This is a genomic window from Salinicoccus hispanicus, assembly GCF_009831115.1.
Taxonomy (GTDB): domain Bacteria; phylum Bacillota; class Bacilli; order Staphylococcales; family Salinicoccaceae; genus Salinicoccus; species Salinicoccus hispanicus.
Window position 1 is genome coordinate 201,024 of the sequence record NZ_WUUK01000002.1, and the last position, 15,286, is coordinate 216,309.

At 46.9% G+C, this 15,286-nt stretch carries 14 protein-coding genes; 6 read left to right on the top strand and 8 right to left on the bottom strand.

All coding sequences use genetic code 11. From position 1 onward, the window contains the following. Positions 1–2 precede the first annotated feature (2 nt). Genes mnhG through GQ671_RS06030 form a run of 7 tightly spaced genes read right to left on the bottom strand, consistent with a single transcriptional unit; the run spans position 3 to position 5,832 of the window. Positions 3–389, bottom strand: coding sequence for a monovalent cation/H(+) antiporter subunit G (gene mnhG, locus GQ671_RS06000; protein ID WP_246153179.1), 387 nt, complete (start codon positions 387–389; stop codon positions 3–5). After that, positions 382–681 (bottom strand): Na(+)/H(+) antiporter subunit F1, encoded by a 300-nt coding sequence (locus GQ671_RS06005; RefSeq protein ID WP_160654163.1) that lies wholly within the window; start codon positions 679–681, stop codon positions 382–384. Before GQ671_RS06005 ends, mnhG begins: the two co-directional genes overlap by 8 nt. Further along, positions 678–1,157, bottom strand: coding sequence for a Na+/H+ antiporter subunit E (locus GQ671_RS06010; protein ID WP_160654166.1), 480 nt, complete (start codon positions 1,155–1,157; stop codon positions 678–680). The genes GQ671_RS06005 and GQ671_RS06010 overlap by 4 nt, the downstream gene beginning before the upstream one ends. Continuing rightward, entirely contained in the window at positions 1,158–2,651 is a 1,494-nt protein-coding gene (locus GQ671_RS06015; RefSeq protein ID WP_160654169.1) for a Na+/H+ antiporter subunit D, read from the bottom strand. It lies immediately after the preceding gene. Further along, the gene (locus GQ671_RS06020) at positions 2,641–2,982 is read right to left on the bottom strand and encodes a Na(+)/H(+) antiporter subunit C (protein WP_160654172.1); all 342 of its coding nucleotides are present in this window, start codon (positions 2,980–2,982) and stop codon (positions 2,641–2,643) included. The genes GQ671_RS06015 and GQ671_RS06020 overlap by 11 nt, the downstream gene beginning before the upstream one ends. Continuing rightward, positions 2,982–3,449, bottom strand: a complete 468-nt coding sequence (locus tag GQ671_RS06025; RefSeq protein ID WP_160654175.1) for a Na(+)/H(+) antiporter subunit B — start codon at positions 3,447–3,449, stop codon at positions 2,982–2,984. Before GQ671_RS06025 ends, GQ671_RS06020 begins: the two co-directional genes overlap by 1 nt. Beyond that, positions 3,424–5,832 carry a Na+/H+ antiporter subunit A gene (locus GQ671_RS06030; protein ID WP_160654178.1) on the bottom strand — a complete coding sequence of 803 codons (2,409 nt, stop codon included), beginning with the start codon at positions 5,830–5,832 and terminating at the stop codon, positions 3,424–3,426. Before GQ671_RS06030 ends, GQ671_RS06025 begins: the two co-directional genes overlap by 26 nt. Positions 5,833–6,022: 190 nt before the next feature. Between GQ671_RS06030 and GQ671_RS06035 the strand changes: the two genes are divergently transcribed. From GQ671_RS06035 to GQ671_RS06060, 6 genes are all read left to right on the top strand, one after another. Next, the gene (locus GQ671_RS06035) at positions 6,023–6,613 is read left to right on the top strand and encodes a peptidylprolyl isomerase (RefSeq protein WP_160654181.1); all 591 of its coding nucleotides are present in this window, start codon (positions 6,023–6,025) and stop codon (positions 6,611–6,613) included. A gap of 123 nt (positions 6,614–6,736) precedes the next feature. Beyond that, a complete protein-coding gene (locus tag GQ671_RS06040) occupies positions 6,737–6,943 on the top strand; it encodes a hypothetical protein (RefSeq protein ID WP_160654183.1) in 207 nt (68 codons plus the stop codon). A gap of 162 nt (positions 6,944–7,105) precedes the next feature. Next, positions 7,106–7,480, top strand: coding sequence for a S1 domain-containing post-transcriptional regulator Ygs (gene ygs / locus GQ671_RS06045; RefSeq protein WP_160654186.1), 375 nt, complete (start codon positions 7,106–7,108; stop codon positions 7,478–7,480). A 298-nt stretch (positions 7,481–7,778) separates the two neighbouring features. Then, entirely contained in the window at positions 7,779–9,320 is a 1,542-nt protein-coding gene (pruA, locus tag GQ671_RS06050) for an L-glutamate gamma-semialdehyde dehydrogenase (RefSeq protein WP_160654192.1), read from the top strand. 72 nt (positions 9,321–9,392) lie between these two features. Further along, positions 9,393–10,586, top strand: a complete 1,194-nt coding sequence (locus tag GQ671_RS06055; protein ID WP_160654195.1) for an ornithine--oxo-acid transaminase — start codon at positions 9,393–9,395, stop codon at positions 10,584–10,586. Between the two features lie 70 nt (positions 10,587–10,656). Then, complete coding sequence (locus tag GQ671_RS06060; RefSeq protein WP_160654198.1) at positions 10,657–11,901, top strand: Glu/Leu/Phe/Val family dehydrogenase; 1,245 nt, start codon at positions 10,657–10,659, stop codon at positions 11,899–11,901. A gap of 68 nt (positions 11,902–11,969) precedes the next feature. Here GQ671_RS06060 and GQ671_RS06065 read toward each other — a convergent pair whose 3' ends face one another. Beyond that, positions 11,970–15,272, bottom strand: a complete 3,303-nt coding sequence (locus tag GQ671_RS06065; protein WP_160654201.1) for an efflux RND transporter permease subunit — start codon at positions 15,270–15,272, stop codon at positions 11,970–11,972. Between the last annotated feature and the right edge of the window lie 14 nt (positions 15,273–15,286).

Below are 15,286 nucleotides of genomic sequence, written 5' to 3' on the forward strand. Positions count from 1 at the left end.
TGTCATTCTTTATTTTCCCTGTTTTCATGTGCTTCAGGTTCATTCGGCAGATCCGTTGCGCCTTCTTCATCCCTTGCAAGCTCATTGATGATCGTCATTCTATAAGGGCTGACATTGGAATGGAAAGCACTGCGTGACATCATGTGTGCCGATACAGGAGCTGTGATGAATATAAAGAGTATGGCCAGAAACAGTTTGCTGTCCACATACCCATCAATGAACCAGAAGTAGAGGAAAGCACCAAGCATCATCATCATTACACCAAGCGTGGAGCTTTTCGAGGATGCATGGAGTCTGGAGTAGACATCCGGCAGGCGGATGACCCCGATCGCACTGACTGCTGCCAGAAAAGCACCGGCGAGTATGAAGAAGGTGATGATACTAGTCATTATAATCTCTATCATTGTCGATGATCACACCTCTCTCCAGGAATTTCGCGAATGCGATGGTGGCAATGAATGCAAGTATTCCGATCAATAGGATGACAACCAGCAGATAAGTGGTGTGCAGCTGCATTGCGACCAGTGCAATCATCGCCATCAGTAGAACGCCGAATGCGTCCAGTGCAACAACCTTATCATGAAGTGAAGGTCCTTTGATCATCCGGTACACCATGCCGAGCATGGATAGGGCAACGATTATGATGCTCAGTATGATAATGACGTTTAGAAATGTATTCATGCCTGTTTCACCTCACTGATCGCATTTTCAAACCCGGACTTGATTGAATCGATCTCCTCCTGTTTGTCTTTCATGTTCAGGGCATGAATGTACAGGGTGGACCGATCATCTGATATTGCGACGACGACAGTACCTGGTGTGAGGGTGATGAGTGCGGATAGAAGACTGACCGACCATTCTTCTTCGAGTTCACATGGATAGGCGAAAAATCCAGGACGTATATCCATTTTTGGACTGAGTACGATTTTTATAACATCGATATTCGCTTTGGTCATTTCCCAGATGAACAGGAAGCAGAGACGAATTATGGCATATAGCCTCTTGGTGTAGATTGCTTCCGGAAGAAAGTTTCTGAGCATGTAGATCGCCAGAAAGCCGAGTATATAACCCGCAAAGAATGAAGCCACAGAAAAGTTCGAAGCCATGAACATCCATAGAAAAGCCAGGGCGAGATTGATGAGTATTTGTAAAGCCATCTATTCCACCTCCGTTATATATTCTGAATAAGAGGATGGGTCATAAAAAGATTGTGCAGCCATTTCAAACAACGGATACAGTACATCGGCAGCCAGGCCGAAAGCAATTGATACGATTACCATGGCAATGGAGGCAAATAGGATCTTATCGCTCTTGACGGGTCTTAGAGTCGTGAAATCCATATCTTCGCCCCAGAATGCTTTGATGAAAAGACTTACGACAGAGTAGAGCACAACCAGGCTGGAAGCCAGGACGATGATACCAGCGACGTATTGGCCGTTTTCAAATGTAGACTGTACAATGAAAAGTTTTCCGTAGAAACCTGATAGAGGTGGAACTCCTGCAAGTGCCAATGCAGCCAGGAAGAACATCCACCCGACGACAGGATGTTCTTTTATCAAGCCGCCGAGCCGATCTGCATTCGTCTGTCCTGTACGATAGATCAGAAAACCGACGAGCATGAAGAGTGCAGCTTTTATGATCATGTCATGGATCAGATAGTACATGGCACCAAGCATGCCGGATTCATCCATCATCGCAATGCCCACCAGAATGATGCCGACGGCGATGATGATGTTGTAGATGATGACTTTTTTCATATCAGAGAAGCTGAGTGCCCCAATACATCCCATGACGATGGTGATGAGTGCCAAAAACAGCAGCATCTGATGCGTAAAAGCTGTATTGTCCATGAAGAACAGGCTGTATGTCCGTGCAATGGCATATACCCCGACTTTGGTGAGCAAAGCACCAAAGAGGATGAGGACTGGCATTGGCGGAGCGTAATACGAGCCTGGAAGCCAGAAGTAGAGGGGGAACACCCCTGCCTTTGTTGCAAAGACGAACAAGAAGACGACAGCAACCAGACTCATGATGCTGAAACTGCCATCAAAACCGGCGAGTTTATTGCTGATGTCAGCCATGTTCAATGATCCAGTCACCGAATACAGATAGGCCAGTCCGAGTACGAAAAAGTTGGAAGATATGATGTTCACAACGATGTACTTGAAACCTTCCTGAAGCTGTATTTTTGTACCGCCCAAAGTAATCAGTACATAGGAGGCAAGCAGGAATACTTCGAAGAATACAAACATATTGAATATGTCACCGGTCGAGAATGCACCATTGATTCCGGTGATCATGAACATGATCATCACGTAGTAGTAATAGTTTTCCCTTTCGATACCGATCGTCTGGAAAGAGTAGATGATGGTAAAGAATGTGATGATGGCGGTCGTTGTAACGAGGAGTGCTGCGGCCATATCAATGACCAGGCTGATACCGAAAGGCGCAGCCCAGTTCCCAAGGAATGTCACCATTGTGCCGTTCTGATAGACCTCGATGATCAGCCATAGTGCTGAAAATATAAGAAGCAACCCACTGATTGCCGCGATGACTCTATGCGCGATCGGCCGTTTTCCTACAAACAGCATGATGATGCCAGAGAAAAAAGGAATCATGATCGGCAAAAGAGGTAGTATGTTAGTCGTCATGTGGAACTCCTTTCATTTCTTCAACATTGTCTGTACCGAGTTCCCGGTAGCTTCTGAGTGCCAGTACCAGTGTATAGGCGGTCAGGGCGAACGCGATGACGATTGCTGTAAGAATCAATGCCTGAGGGAGTGGATCGGCATAGTTTGATACATCATCATCAAGGACAGGTATATTACCACGTTTTAGTTGACCCATCGTCAAAAACATAAGATGGACGCCGTGGCTCATTACCGCAGTTCCGATGATGATTCTGATGACACTTTTGGATAGCATCAGATATACAGCAGAACCGATCAGGATGCCGGCTAATACAATTGTAATAATCTCCATCAGTTTTCAGCCTCCCCAACAAGTACAATGATGAAAAGTGATGTTGCAGCAACAGTCAAGAATACGCCGATATCAAATAGGACGGCTGAGTGAAGTGCAATTTCACCGAAAACAGGCACTTCAATATAGGTGTGCTGATGTGTAAAGAATGGTGTTCCGAAGAGGAATGAAAGAGTCGGAATGCCTGCTGCGAAAAGCAGTCCGACAGTAAGGACCATTCTGAAATCGATTGGCAGCATTTTTTGCAATGTCTTCTTATCATATGCAATCAGAAGGAGAATCAGAGCAGAAGCAGCAAGCAATCCGCCAACGAAGCCTCCTCCTGGTGTATAGTGACCTGCAAAGAACAGGTTGAATGAGAACATTATGACAATAAAAAAGACCACTTTGGAAACGAATTGCAGAAATACATCATTCATCTGCTTTTGACCCTTTTCGGTCTCAGTCTTTTTTAGCGTGTGTTTCATCCTGCTCATCCTTTCTGTTCAGTCTTAATTTCATCAGACCGTATATTCCAACACCTGCGATACCGAAGACGAGTGTTTCGAATAATGTATCAAAACCACGGAAGTCGACAAGTATGACGTTGACCATGTTACCGCCGGCAGCAAGTTCGTATACATTATCAATGTGGAACTGGCTGATCGAATCGAAAAGGCGATTCGAGTAGGCAGAAAGTCCCAGAAGGATTGCCATGACACCAACACCGACCGCAATCAGGAAGTTCGTCATCTTGAAGCGGACCCGTTCTTCATGACGGCTTCGTTTCGGCAAGTGGTAGAAGCACACCAGGAATAGAGCGGTTGTCACTGTCTCAATGGCAAGTTGTGTCAGCGCAAGGTCTGCAGATCTGAAGAACACGAAGAATAGAGACATGGCAAAACCGATTGCACCAAGCATAATAATTGAAACAAGACGGGATTTCGTAGCAAGTATTACAGCCAGTGATACAAGTATGATGATGGCAACAATGATTTCCTGTATTCCTACTGGCGCAAGATTGCTGAAATCAAGCTGAATACCTGTATTCAGGAATGTCAATGCACCCATGATGATGAAAAACAGGAAGATATAGGCCAGATAAGACCGTAGGAAACCAGACATATAGCTGTCCGTCACCTTATGTGAACCAAGACGGCTGTAGATCAGGCCCTGGTCATACAGGTGGTTCAGAGTAAAGCGTTCCTTATGGTAGTCATAGATGAATGTCCACTTGTCCTTGAAGTAGAAGAGCAGAGCACCGATGATGACAACGGCGACGGTTGCCCATAATGCAGGATTATTGAAACCATGCCACATGTACAGATGGGTGCCGAGTGGTGTATCGGACGCCATGATGCTCATTGCAGCCGGATCGATGATCGTTCCTGAAAGAATGTTCGGGAAGAAGCCGAAGAGCAGAACCAGAACTGACAGGAAGATCGGTGAAATCAGCATGAGCGCTGGGGCTTCATGTGGTTCTTTAGGTGTATCATAAGTGCGTTTTCCAAAGAATACGCCGTAGATCAACAGTATCGAATAGACGAATGTAAAGATGCTGCCGACGATTGCAAGAAGCGGGAAGATGAAGCTGACACTTGCCAGAGAACCGAAATCCGCTTCCCTGACATCAATCATGGCTTCAAGGAAAAGCTCCTTGGACAGGAATCCGTTGAACGGTGGCAGTCCTGCCATGGACAGCGCGGTAATGACTGTCAGTGTGAATGATATGGGCATGACTGTCAGCAGTCCGCCCAGCTTCCTCAGGCTTCTTGTTCCCGCTTCATGATCCACAATGCCTGTCAGCATGAACAGCGCCCCTTTGAACGTTGCATGGTTGATCAGGTGGAACACCGCTGCAACAACAGCGACTGAGAAATGCGCTTCATTTGCCCCGGTCAGAACACTGAGTGCACCAAGACCAAGCAGCGACATGATCAGTCCGAGCTGGGAAACGGTGGAGAATGCAAGGACCGCTTTCAGGTCATCCTTGCTGATGGCATTGAAGGAAGCCCAGGTCATTGTAATCAGACCGCCGAGCAGAATGATCCATACCCACGTTTCCGAGAAAGCGAACAGTGGTGTCAGGCGTGCGACGAGATAGATGCCTGCCTTGACCATCGTGGCCGAGTGCAGGTACGCACTGACGGGTGTCGGTGCTTCCATCGCGTCCGGCAGCCAGACGTAGAACGGGAATTGTGCTGACTTTGTAAATGCACCAAGCAGGATGAGTACAATCGCAAATGGTGTCAGCGGGCTCTCCTGGATCAGGGCGACTGATTCCAGCATGCCTCTGATGCTTGCCGTACCGGTGATGTTCTGCAGAAGCAGGAAACCACCGAGCATCATGAATCCACCGAACATGGTGATGAGCATGGATTTCTGGGCACCGTAGAGCGACCGTTCACGTGTGTGCCAGAATGCGATGAGCAGGAAACTGGAGATTGAAGTAAGTTCCCAGAAAAGATAAAGCATGATGACATTATCATTGAGTACGACACCGAGCATGGCAGTCATGAAAATGAGGAGGTAGACATAGAAATTGCCAAGATGCTCTTCTCTCGACAGGTAGCCGATCGAGTAGAGTACAACAAGTGCACCAATTCCTGAAATCAGTATCGCAAATAGAAGTCCAAGACCGTCTATGTAGACATCAAAGTTCATACCGATTCTCGGCATGAAGTGCATTGTTTCATATACCACCTCGTTATTGCTTACACGAGGAATGAATGTCATCAAGTATATGACTATGATCAGGGGTACCGGCAGTACGAACCAGCCCAGATGCAGACGTCGATAATACTTGTAGATGATGCGTACCACTACGGCAGCAAGTACCGGCAGTATGATCGCCAGATGTATTAGCGTCAAAATATATCCTCCTTTTTAAACATCATATAGAATGATTATACAGTACTGCAGAGGTTAAATAAATGTATTAGGGTTTGAAAAAAGTAAAAATGGCTGTATAGTATAAATAGGAAAAAAGCAGTTGTCTGTCATAGAATTTTCATATTTTAAGCACAGAATCTGCAATAAATGAAACCCAGGAGGCACTAATATGACTTATCCCCAGCTCTCATCCGAAGTTGGCAGCAATGAAGTACAGGCTGTCATCCAGACAAATCACGGTGACGTGAAAGTAAAGCTTTTCAAGGACATCGCACCAAAGACGGTCGAGAATTTTACAACGCACGCTAAAAATGGCTATTATGATGGTCAGATCTTCCACCGTGTCATCAAGGATTTCATGATCCAGGGTGGTGACCCGACTGGTACCGGCATGGGCGGAGAAAGTATATACGGCGGCAGCTTCGAGGATGAGTTTTCAACAGAAGCTTTCAATCTCTACGGCGCCTTGTCCATGGCGAATGCGGGACCGGGCACCAATGGCAGCCAGTTCTTCATCGTCCAGGCAAAAGTAGTGCCGGCGCAGATGCTCAGCCAGCTGGAAGGTGCAGGCTATCCGGCTGAAATCATCGAAGCATACGAAAAGCATGGAGGTACACCATGGCTTGACCAGCGTCATACAGTATTCGGTCAGGTGATTGATGGTATGGATGTTGTCGAGAAGATTGCCGATGTCAAAAAAGGACCACAGGATCGCCCGATGCAGGATGTCGTCATCGAGGCAATCAGCATAGCTGAATAGAAAGATGGAGGGCTCCCGGAGCCCTCTTTTTCATTTCAAATGATCACAAAATGGTCATTAATCACCAATTTACTCGGAATGGGTTTTTGATATACTGTAGGCAGTAAAGGTGAGTGATCGACTATGATGGAGTTTTTATATTTTCCTGATGATAAAACCGAATATATACCAGCCCTGCTTGTTGTCGGGCTTGCAATCCTGCTCGCCTACATCGCCTATCGCATCGTCAAGCGCCACTCCGAGCGGCAGGAAGAGAAGATGAGGGATTTCGAACAGCAGGTAATGGAAAGAATGGAACAGGAAGACAGGGATAGATCAAGGAGATCGTAGTGAACGCTGCAGAACAGCCTGTATCACCAGAAGCGCAGGGAGCCACGGGGTAGGCAATCCTTGCGTTTTTTGTATACGTCCGGCCGATGATTAGATAATCACTTCCTATTATGATAAAATAATGGATGCGTATGACTACTGAAAGTTAGTGGGGTAATCCATGTGACAAAAAAATATCGGAAAGGCCAGTTTGTAAAGGTCAAAGTAACCGGTATCCAGCCGTATGGTGCTTTTGTCAAAACCCCTGATAATCAAGAAGGGCTCATTCATATTTCAGAAGTGATGAACGATTATGTCCACGATGTCAATCAGTTTTTATCCAAAGGCCAGATCGTCAAGGCGAAAGTGCTGAGTGTGGACAAGAATGGCAAACTGAACCTTACCCTGAAAGATAACGAATATTTCAGGAATGAGGAGAGAAAACGGGACAGGCGTTCAGTCTTGGATCAGATCAAGGATACGGAAGAATATGGCTTCGAGTCTCTTAGACAAAAGATGCCGCAGTGGATAGAAATGGCGAAACGACGTATGAAGTAGAATGTCTGGCCGAGTACATGCAAAGAAGTGCACCGTTTGTAAGAAGGAAAGCCTGCAGATCATTGATCTGCAGGCTTTCTGTTTATTCTGGAAATTGTATATCCTTTTCATTAATGAAAGCGCAACCAACCATGCGGATGGTATCCATCCGACCATATGAGCATAGATATCCATCGTGCTGAATACCTTTGCAGAGCACACTGAAGCGCTCACATCACCTTTATCAAAAAGCTTGAAAAAGTCTGACAAAACGTTCATTATTATGTATAGAGTTCAATATTTAAAGGAGGTTATCTCAATGATACCGTACAAACATGAGCCATTCACGGATTTTTCGAAAGAGGAAAACCGTCAGAAACTTGAAGAAGGTCTGAATACAGTAAAGGGGTATCTCGGTCAGGATTATCCATTGATCATCGGTGGAGAGCGCATCATGACAGATGACAAGAAAGAATCCTACAACCCTGCACATAAAGATGAGACGATCGGTCAGCTGTCCCAGGCAAGCCAGGAACATGCCCAGCAGGCGATGGACGTGGCGCTTGAAACGTTTGAGACATGGAGAAAGTCTTCTTTCGAATTCCGTTCCGATGTACTGTTCAAAGCAGCAGCCATCATCCGCAAACGGAAATTCGAATTTACGGCGCTTCTTGTAAAAGAAGGCGGCAAGCCATGGAAAGAGGCGGACGCAGATACAGCGGAAGCCATCGACTTCCTCGAGTACTATGGACGTAACCATCTTAAATTGAAGAATGGCGACCATGTTGAATCCCGTCCAGGTGAATACAACCAGTTCCACTATATTCCACTGGGTGTCGGTCTTGTCATCTCTCCATGGAATTTCGCTTTTGCCATCATGGCGGGTACTACGGCAGCAGCTGCGGTAACAGGCAATACAGTACTGCTGAAGCCATCCTCCCGTACATCAGTCATTGCCTACAAATTTGTTGAAGTACTGGAAGAGGCAGGGCTGCCGAAAGGCGTCGTGAACTTCATCCCTGGTTCTTCAAGAGACATCGGCGACTACCTTGTCGAACACAAGGATACGCGCTTCGTTTCATTTACAGGATCCCGTGATGTCGGTACAAGCATCTTTGAAAAGGCTGCTGTCGTCCAGGAAGGTCAGACACACCTGAAGCGTGTCATCGCAGAAATGGGCGGCAAGGATACGATTGTTGTCGATTCCGATGCCGATCTTGAGCTTGCAGCTGAAGCCATCGTCGCTTCAGCATTCGGTTTCAGCGGACAGAAATGTTCGGCATGTTCCCGTGTCATTGCACTCGATGACATCCATGATGAACTGCTTGAAAAGGTAGTGGAGAAGACGAAGAAACTTCAAGTCGGCAATCCGGAATCGGACATCGACGTCGGTCCGGTCATCGATGATTCTTCACTTGAAAAAATTCAGAAGTATATTGAAATCGGTAAAGAAGAAGGTAAACTCGAGGTAGGCGGAGAGACAGAGAATGAAACAGGCCACTTCGTCCATCCGACAGTATTCTCAGGTCTGAAGCATGACGATCGGATCATGCAGGAGGAAATCTTCGGTCCGGTGGTCGGCTTTGCCAAAGCGAAGGACTTCGATCAGGCCATCGACTATGCCAATTCCACCGACTACGGTCTGACAGGTGCGGTCATCACGAAAAATCGTGAGCATATCGAACAGGCGCGCCGCGATTTCCATGTCGGCAACCTATACTTCAACCGTGGCTGTACAGCGGCAATCGTCGGCTACCAGCCGTTCGGCGGATTCAAGATGTCCGGTACGGATTCCAAAGCAGGCGGCCCGGATTACCTGACACTCCACATGCAGGGCAAGACGAGTTCAGAACAGTTCTAAAATGCATTTCAATCAAAAATTACAATCAGAACAGCGGGCACATACCCGCTGTTTTTTGGAAAGGATGAGACAATGACGAAATCACAGGAAATCATCAATCAGACAGAACAGTATGGGGCACCAAACTACAAGCCACTCCCGGTTGTCATCTCGGAAGCAGAGGGCGCATGGGTAAAGGATCCGGAGGGCAACAGATATCTTGATATGCTCAGTGCATATTCTGCAGTCAACCAGGGGCACAGGCACCCGAAAATCATCCAGGCATTGAAAGATCAGGCAGACAAGCTTACTCTGACATCCAGAGCATTCCACTCCGACAGACTTGGTCCATGGTATGAAAAAGTATGCAAGCTTGCAGGCAAGGAAATGGTATTGCCGATGAACACCGGAGCTGAAGCGGTTGAAACGGCAATCAAAGCAGCACGCCGCTGGTCCTATGATGTCAAAGGTGTAGAAGATAACAAGGCGGAAATCATCGCCATGAATCAGAACTTCCACGGACGCACACTGGCTGCTGTCTCCTTGTCATCAGAAGCGGAGTACCGTCGAGGTTATGGTCCACTGCTTGATGGTATAAAGCTTGTTGATTTTGGTGATATTGAACAGATCAAGAATGCAGTGACTGAAAATACTGCAGCGATCCTGCTGGAACCGATCCAGGGTGAAGCTGGCATCAACATTCCACCAGAAGGCTTTTTGAAAGCAGTGAGAGAGCTATGCGACGAACACAACATTCTATTTATCGCTGACGAAATCCAGTCGGGGCTCGGCCGCTCCGGTAAGATGTTTGCAACAGACTGGGATGATGTCAAGCCAGATATGTACATACTCGGTAAAGCGCTAGGCGGCGGTGTCTTCCCGATTTCATGCATCGTAGCTGACAAAGAAGTGCTTGAAGTCTTCAATCCGGGATCCCATGGCTCCACATTCGGCGGAAACCCACTGGCATGTGCAGTTTCCGAAGCTGCACTGGACGTACTGATAGATGAAGATCTTGTGGAACGTTCACGTGAACTCGGTGAGTATTTCAAAAATGAACTTGAGAAGATCGACACACCGCTGATCAAGGAAGTCAGAGGGCGCGGCCTGTTCATCGGGGTCGATCTGACAGAATCTGCACGCCCGTATTGCGAGGAGCTGAAAAGTTTGGGTATCCTGTGCAAAGAGACACATGATACGGTCATCCGCTTTGCGCCTCCGCTCGTCATTTCCCAGGAGGATCTGGACTGGGCCATTGAAAAAGTGAAGCAGGTCCTCACCAAATAACCCCTTTCAAACAGTATTTAATGTGTTACAATAGCAGTGAAAACAGTTCCATAAAAGAGGCGGATATAAAATGTCAGATAAATCTAATCTTATCACTTCCACACAGGCCATCATCCATGAAGCTCTGGACAAACTCGGCTTTGATGAGGGAATGTATGAACTGATCAAAGAACCGCTGCGTCTTCTTAAAGTGCGTATTCCAGTACGTATGGACGACGGTTCCGTGAAAGTCTTCACCGGCTACCGTGCTCAGCATAATGATGCTGTTGGACCGACCAAGGGAGGCGTGCGATTCCATCCCGATGTCAATGAGGAAGAAGTTGTCGCACTATCGATGTGGATGACTTTGAAATCGGGTATCGTGAACCTGCCGTATGGCGGAGGTAAAGGCGGCATCGTATGTGATCCGCGGGAGATGAGCATTGCCGAAGTTGAAAGGCTCAGCCGCGGGTATGTACGTGCCATTTCTCAGATTGTCGGCCCGACCAAGGATATACCGGCACCTGACGTCTTTACCAACTCCCAGATCATGGCATGGATGATGGACGAATACAGCATGATCGATGAGTTCAATTCTCCTGGGTTCATCACCGGAAAACCGCTTGTTCTCGGCGGCTCCCAAGGACGGGACCGTGCAACAGCAATGGGTGTCATCATCTGTCTGCAGCAGGCGCTTGAAAAGCGTGGCATGAAGATGGAGGATATCCGGGTCGTCATCCAGGGCTTCGGCAATGCCGGCAGCTTCCTGGCGAAGATCCTCTCCGACAAAGGTGCCAATATCGTCGGCATTTCCGATGCCAACGGTGCACTCCATGACCCGAATGGTCTCGATATCGATTACCTTCTCGACCGTCGTGACAGCTTCGGCATGGTGACGAACCTGTTCGATGATGTACTGAAGAATGAAGAGCTTTTCAGCCTCGACTGTGATGTACTGATTCCGGCAGCCATCGCCAATCAGATCACTGAGGATAATGCGCATGATGTCAAAGCTGATATCATTTGTGAAGCAGCCAATGGCCCGACGACAAAAGAAGCGACCCGTATCCTTACCGATAACGGGAAACTCATCGTGCCGGATGTTCTGGCATCTGCAGGCGGCGTGACCGTCTCCTATTTCGAATGGGTGCAGAACAATCAGGGCTATTATTGGGATGAGGATGAAGTGAACGAGAAGCTCGAAATCAAGCTGAAGAAAGCGTTCAATGACATCTATGATCTTCACGAAAAACGCCATATTGATATGCGTCTTGCAGCCTACATCATCGGTATCAAACGTACAGCGGAAGCTGCACGCTACAGAGGCTGGGCATAGATTTTCCTAATATACTAAAAGAGCGGTTCATCCATTTTCTAAATGGATGAACCGCTTTTGTGTATTCCCTAGTCAGTTCTTCTATCTTTTTTCATCTTATCGAGCAACTGCTGTAATTCATTAATATAGTGCTCATCAGCATCATTGGATGATGGATGATCTTCTTGTACCTTTGGTGCGTCATATCGATCGACATCAGTTTCTGATGAAGAATAACTATACTCATAGTCATCTGTTGAAGTATTTTTTTGTTCTTCACGTTTTTGTGCATCAATTTCTTTCTGCGTAATGATCTCACCGTCCGGAGTCATGTACTTCTTATTCATCTTTCTTGTCTCACTGTCGAAATAGCTGTAGATGATCGGAATGATGAACAGCGTCAGGAATGTGCTGCTGACCAGTCCACCGATAACAACAACTCCCATCGGTGCAACAAGTTCGGCCCCTTCACCGATACCAATCGCAAGCGGCAGCATACCGAGTGCAGTGGTCAACGCGGTAATGACAATAGGACGGAAACGGTCCTGGACACTCTTTTCGATCGCTTCAAGTGTCGGCATGCCTTTTTCCTTCTGCTGGTTGATGTAATCGACAAGGAGAATCGAGTTGTTGACCACAATGCCAAGCAGCAGGATGATTCCTACCACGGCAATGACACTGAGCGGATTATTTGTGATCAACAGTGAGAACATGACACCGATGATGCTGAGCGGCAGAGTCAGGATTACAACGAATGGATGCTTGAATGATTCGAACTGGGCGACCATTACAAGATAGATGAAGATGATGCCGAGTATAACAGCAAGAGCCAGTTGTGGTATCGCATCTGTCAGCATTTCAAGATCTCCACCTATATTGGTATCGGTCTCTTCACTGAAGTCTGCGTCGGCAATTATGGATTCCACATGTCTACCTGCTTCATTCAGACTCATATTAGAAGCGTATCTAACAGTCAGTTCAGATGTTTCTCTCTGATTGTCTCGATTGATCAGCGGTAACACATTAGCTTCTTCAAGTTCTGAAACATCTCCGATGGAGACGTATTCCCCTTGACTGTTCGCAAGTTGGATATTCTCGAAAGATTCAACACTGGATAGAATATTGTTTGGGTATTTAACATTGATGGTCAAGAACCCACTGTCGTCATCGACAGTTGAAGCAGAGATACCATTTGCCGCTTCGTAAATGGAATTACCGATTTCTGCCGGTTGCAGACCATTTTCACGTGCTGCAGATCGATCGACTCTGACTTGAAGTTCCTCTACCATGTCTTCGCGACTAGAAGTAACGCTCTCGATCTCACTGTCATCCTCTAATGCTTCAATGATGGTCTCTTCGGATTCCATGAGACGTTCGGAATCTTCATCAGCGATGTTCAAGGTCAAAGTATTTGGATCAGAACCGGTGCCTGCTTGAGACATCGGGGATACGCTAATATCGGCATTCGTGTTGACATTTACAATTTCACTTTCTATCTCATCGATGAAATCATTGGTTGTCGTACTACGATCGCCGGCGTCGATAAGTGTAACCATGATATTTCCGACATTCGTCTCGTCAACAGGGCTCATCGTTGAGCTGGATCCGATTGTACTCATGTAAATATCAATTTCAGAGTAGTCTTCCAGTTTCTGTTCTATATTTTGAACGGTTTCTTCAGTATCTGCCAAAATGGAATTCTGAGGCATTTCGACTTCGATTGTGAATGCCCCTTCATCACTTTCTGGTAAAAGATCGATGCCTTGGATGTAGATGCCAATGGCACCAATCACAAGGATGAGTGCTGTCAGCATCAAGACCAGAAGACGGTGGGCCATTGTCCAACGTGACAACTTTCGAATACCCTTCATGTAGGAACGGTTCTGACGCTTATTTTCTTCATTCTCAGGCGGAGCCGTGAGAATGCGACTGGCAAGCATAGGTACGACGGTTAATGCTACAAACAGCGAAGCCAGTAGGCTGAATACAACTGTAATGGCGAAAGGTGTGAATAGCTGCCCGACTAGTCCGCTTACAAATACAACAGGCAGGAATACTGCAGCAGTCGTCATGGATGAGGCAGTGATCGCTGCGGCCACCTCTTTGGCACCATCGCTTGCTGCTTGTTTTGGCGATTTGCCCATCGACAGATGTCGATAGATATTTTCAATAACAACGACGGCGTTATCCACAAGCATACCAATACCCAGTGCCAGACCACCCAGTGTCATCATATTGATGCTGATATCCGTAAAGAATAGGAGCGCAAACGTTGTAATGACGGAGAATGGAATCGCAATACCAATGATAAGCGGGGACTTCAAGTTTCTCAGGAATGCAAATAATACGACCATGGCGAGTATGGCGCCGCTGATGAGTGATAAATAAACACTGTTGATGGCAATATCAATATATTCACCTTCATCGTAGAGCGTCTCGACTGTCAGATTTTCAAATTCATCCTTGGCGAGTTCTTCATCCAGTACAGAACGGAACTCCGAGTTGACCGTGGATGCATTGGCATCTGAAGATAGACTCATTTCAATCTGCATCGCATCGTCCTGGTTCAACCGTGTAATCACGTTATTGTCAACTTCACTAACGGACACATCTGCAATGTCATCCAGAGTGATTGTACCAGCACCTTCAGGGAGATCGGCCAGTACGAGTGATTCCAGGGCTTCCACACCATCAATATTACTGACGGTACGTGTAGTGATGGCTTCTCCTGCTTCTTCATCGACAATGGTCGCGTTTGGAATGGAGATGTTATTCGCCTCGATGATGCCGGCCACATCGCTTTGACTGAGTTGATATTCCTCGAGTGCTTCAATGTCAAGCACAACACTGATCTCCTCAGTAATATTGCCTGTTTCACTGATGGAGGCCACACCGTTAATATTTTCAAGTTGGTTGATCAGATCATCGACCTGACCTTGGAACGCGCTTATACCTTCATTTTCAGAAGTTACAGCAAGTGTCATACTCGGGAACATTGTAATATCAAATTCCAGGAATGAGGGGTCTCCTGCCTGATCTGGCAAGTTCACGTTATCAATGGTGCGCGTAATTTCATTTTCAACTTCGGCAATCGTCATATCATAACCGAACTCAAGAATAATGATGGAAGAGTTCTCCTGGGATTGAGACGTGATATTCTGCAAACCACTGACGGTCGAGAGCTCCGCTTCAAGTGGCTGGGTGACATCCTCCATGACTTCCCCAGGCCCGGCGCCCTGGTAGGTTGTGGCCACTGCAGCAACGGGCGGCTGCACGTTCGGCAGAAGCTGAAGTGGCAGACGTGTCAGTGATACGGCACCAAGCAGTATCAGAATAATCATGACAACGATGGTGAATTTGGGTCTTTTTATCGAAAAATCCGCTAGTTTCAAGCACTTTCACTCCT

Bases quoted from the DNA above. Each gene is read 5' to 3' on its own strand.
- GQ671_RS06060 (WP_160654198.1), top strand. From the start codon at position 10,657: ATGTCAGATAAATCTAATCTTATCACTTCCACACAGGCCATCATCCAT.
- GQ671_RS06025 (WP_160654175.1), bottom strand. From the start codon at position 3,449: ATGAAACACACGCTAAAAAAGACTGAGACCGAAAAGGGTCAAAAGCAG.
- GQ671_RS06005 (WP_160654163.1), bottom strand. From the start codon at position 681: ATGAATACATTTCTAAACGTCATTATCATACTGAGCATCATAATCGTT.
- pruA (WP_160654192.1), top strand. From the start codon at position 7,779: ATGATACCGTACAAACATGAGCCATTCACGGATTTTTCGAAAGAGGAA.
- GQ671_RS06040 (WP_160654183.1), top strand. From the start codon at position 6,737: ATGATGGAGTTTTTATATTTTCCTGATGATAAAACCGAATATATACCA.
- GQ671_RS06055 (WP_160654195.1), top strand. From the start codon at position 9,393: ATGACGAAATCACAGGAAATCATCAATCAGACAGAACAGTATGGGGCA.
- GQ671_RS06010 (WP_160654166.1), bottom strand. From the start codon at position 1,157: ATGGCTTTACAAATACTCATCAATCTCGCCCTGGCTTTTCTATGGATG.
- mnhG (WP_246153179.1), bottom strand. From the start codon at position 389: ATGACTAGTATCATCACCTTCTTCATACTCGCCGGTGCTTTTCTGGCA.
- GQ671_RS06015 (WP_160654169.1), bottom strand. From the start codon at position 2,651: ATGACGACTAACATACTACCTCTTTTGCCGATCATGATTCCTTTTTTC.
- GQ671_RS06035 (WP_160654181.1), top strand. From the start codon at position 6,023: ATGACTTATCCCCAGCTCTCATCCGAAGTTGGCAGCAATGAAGTACAG.
- GQ671_RS06020 (WP_160654172.1), bottom strand. From the start codon at position 2,982: ATGGAGATTATTACAATTGTATTAGCCGGCATCCTGATCGGTTCTGCT.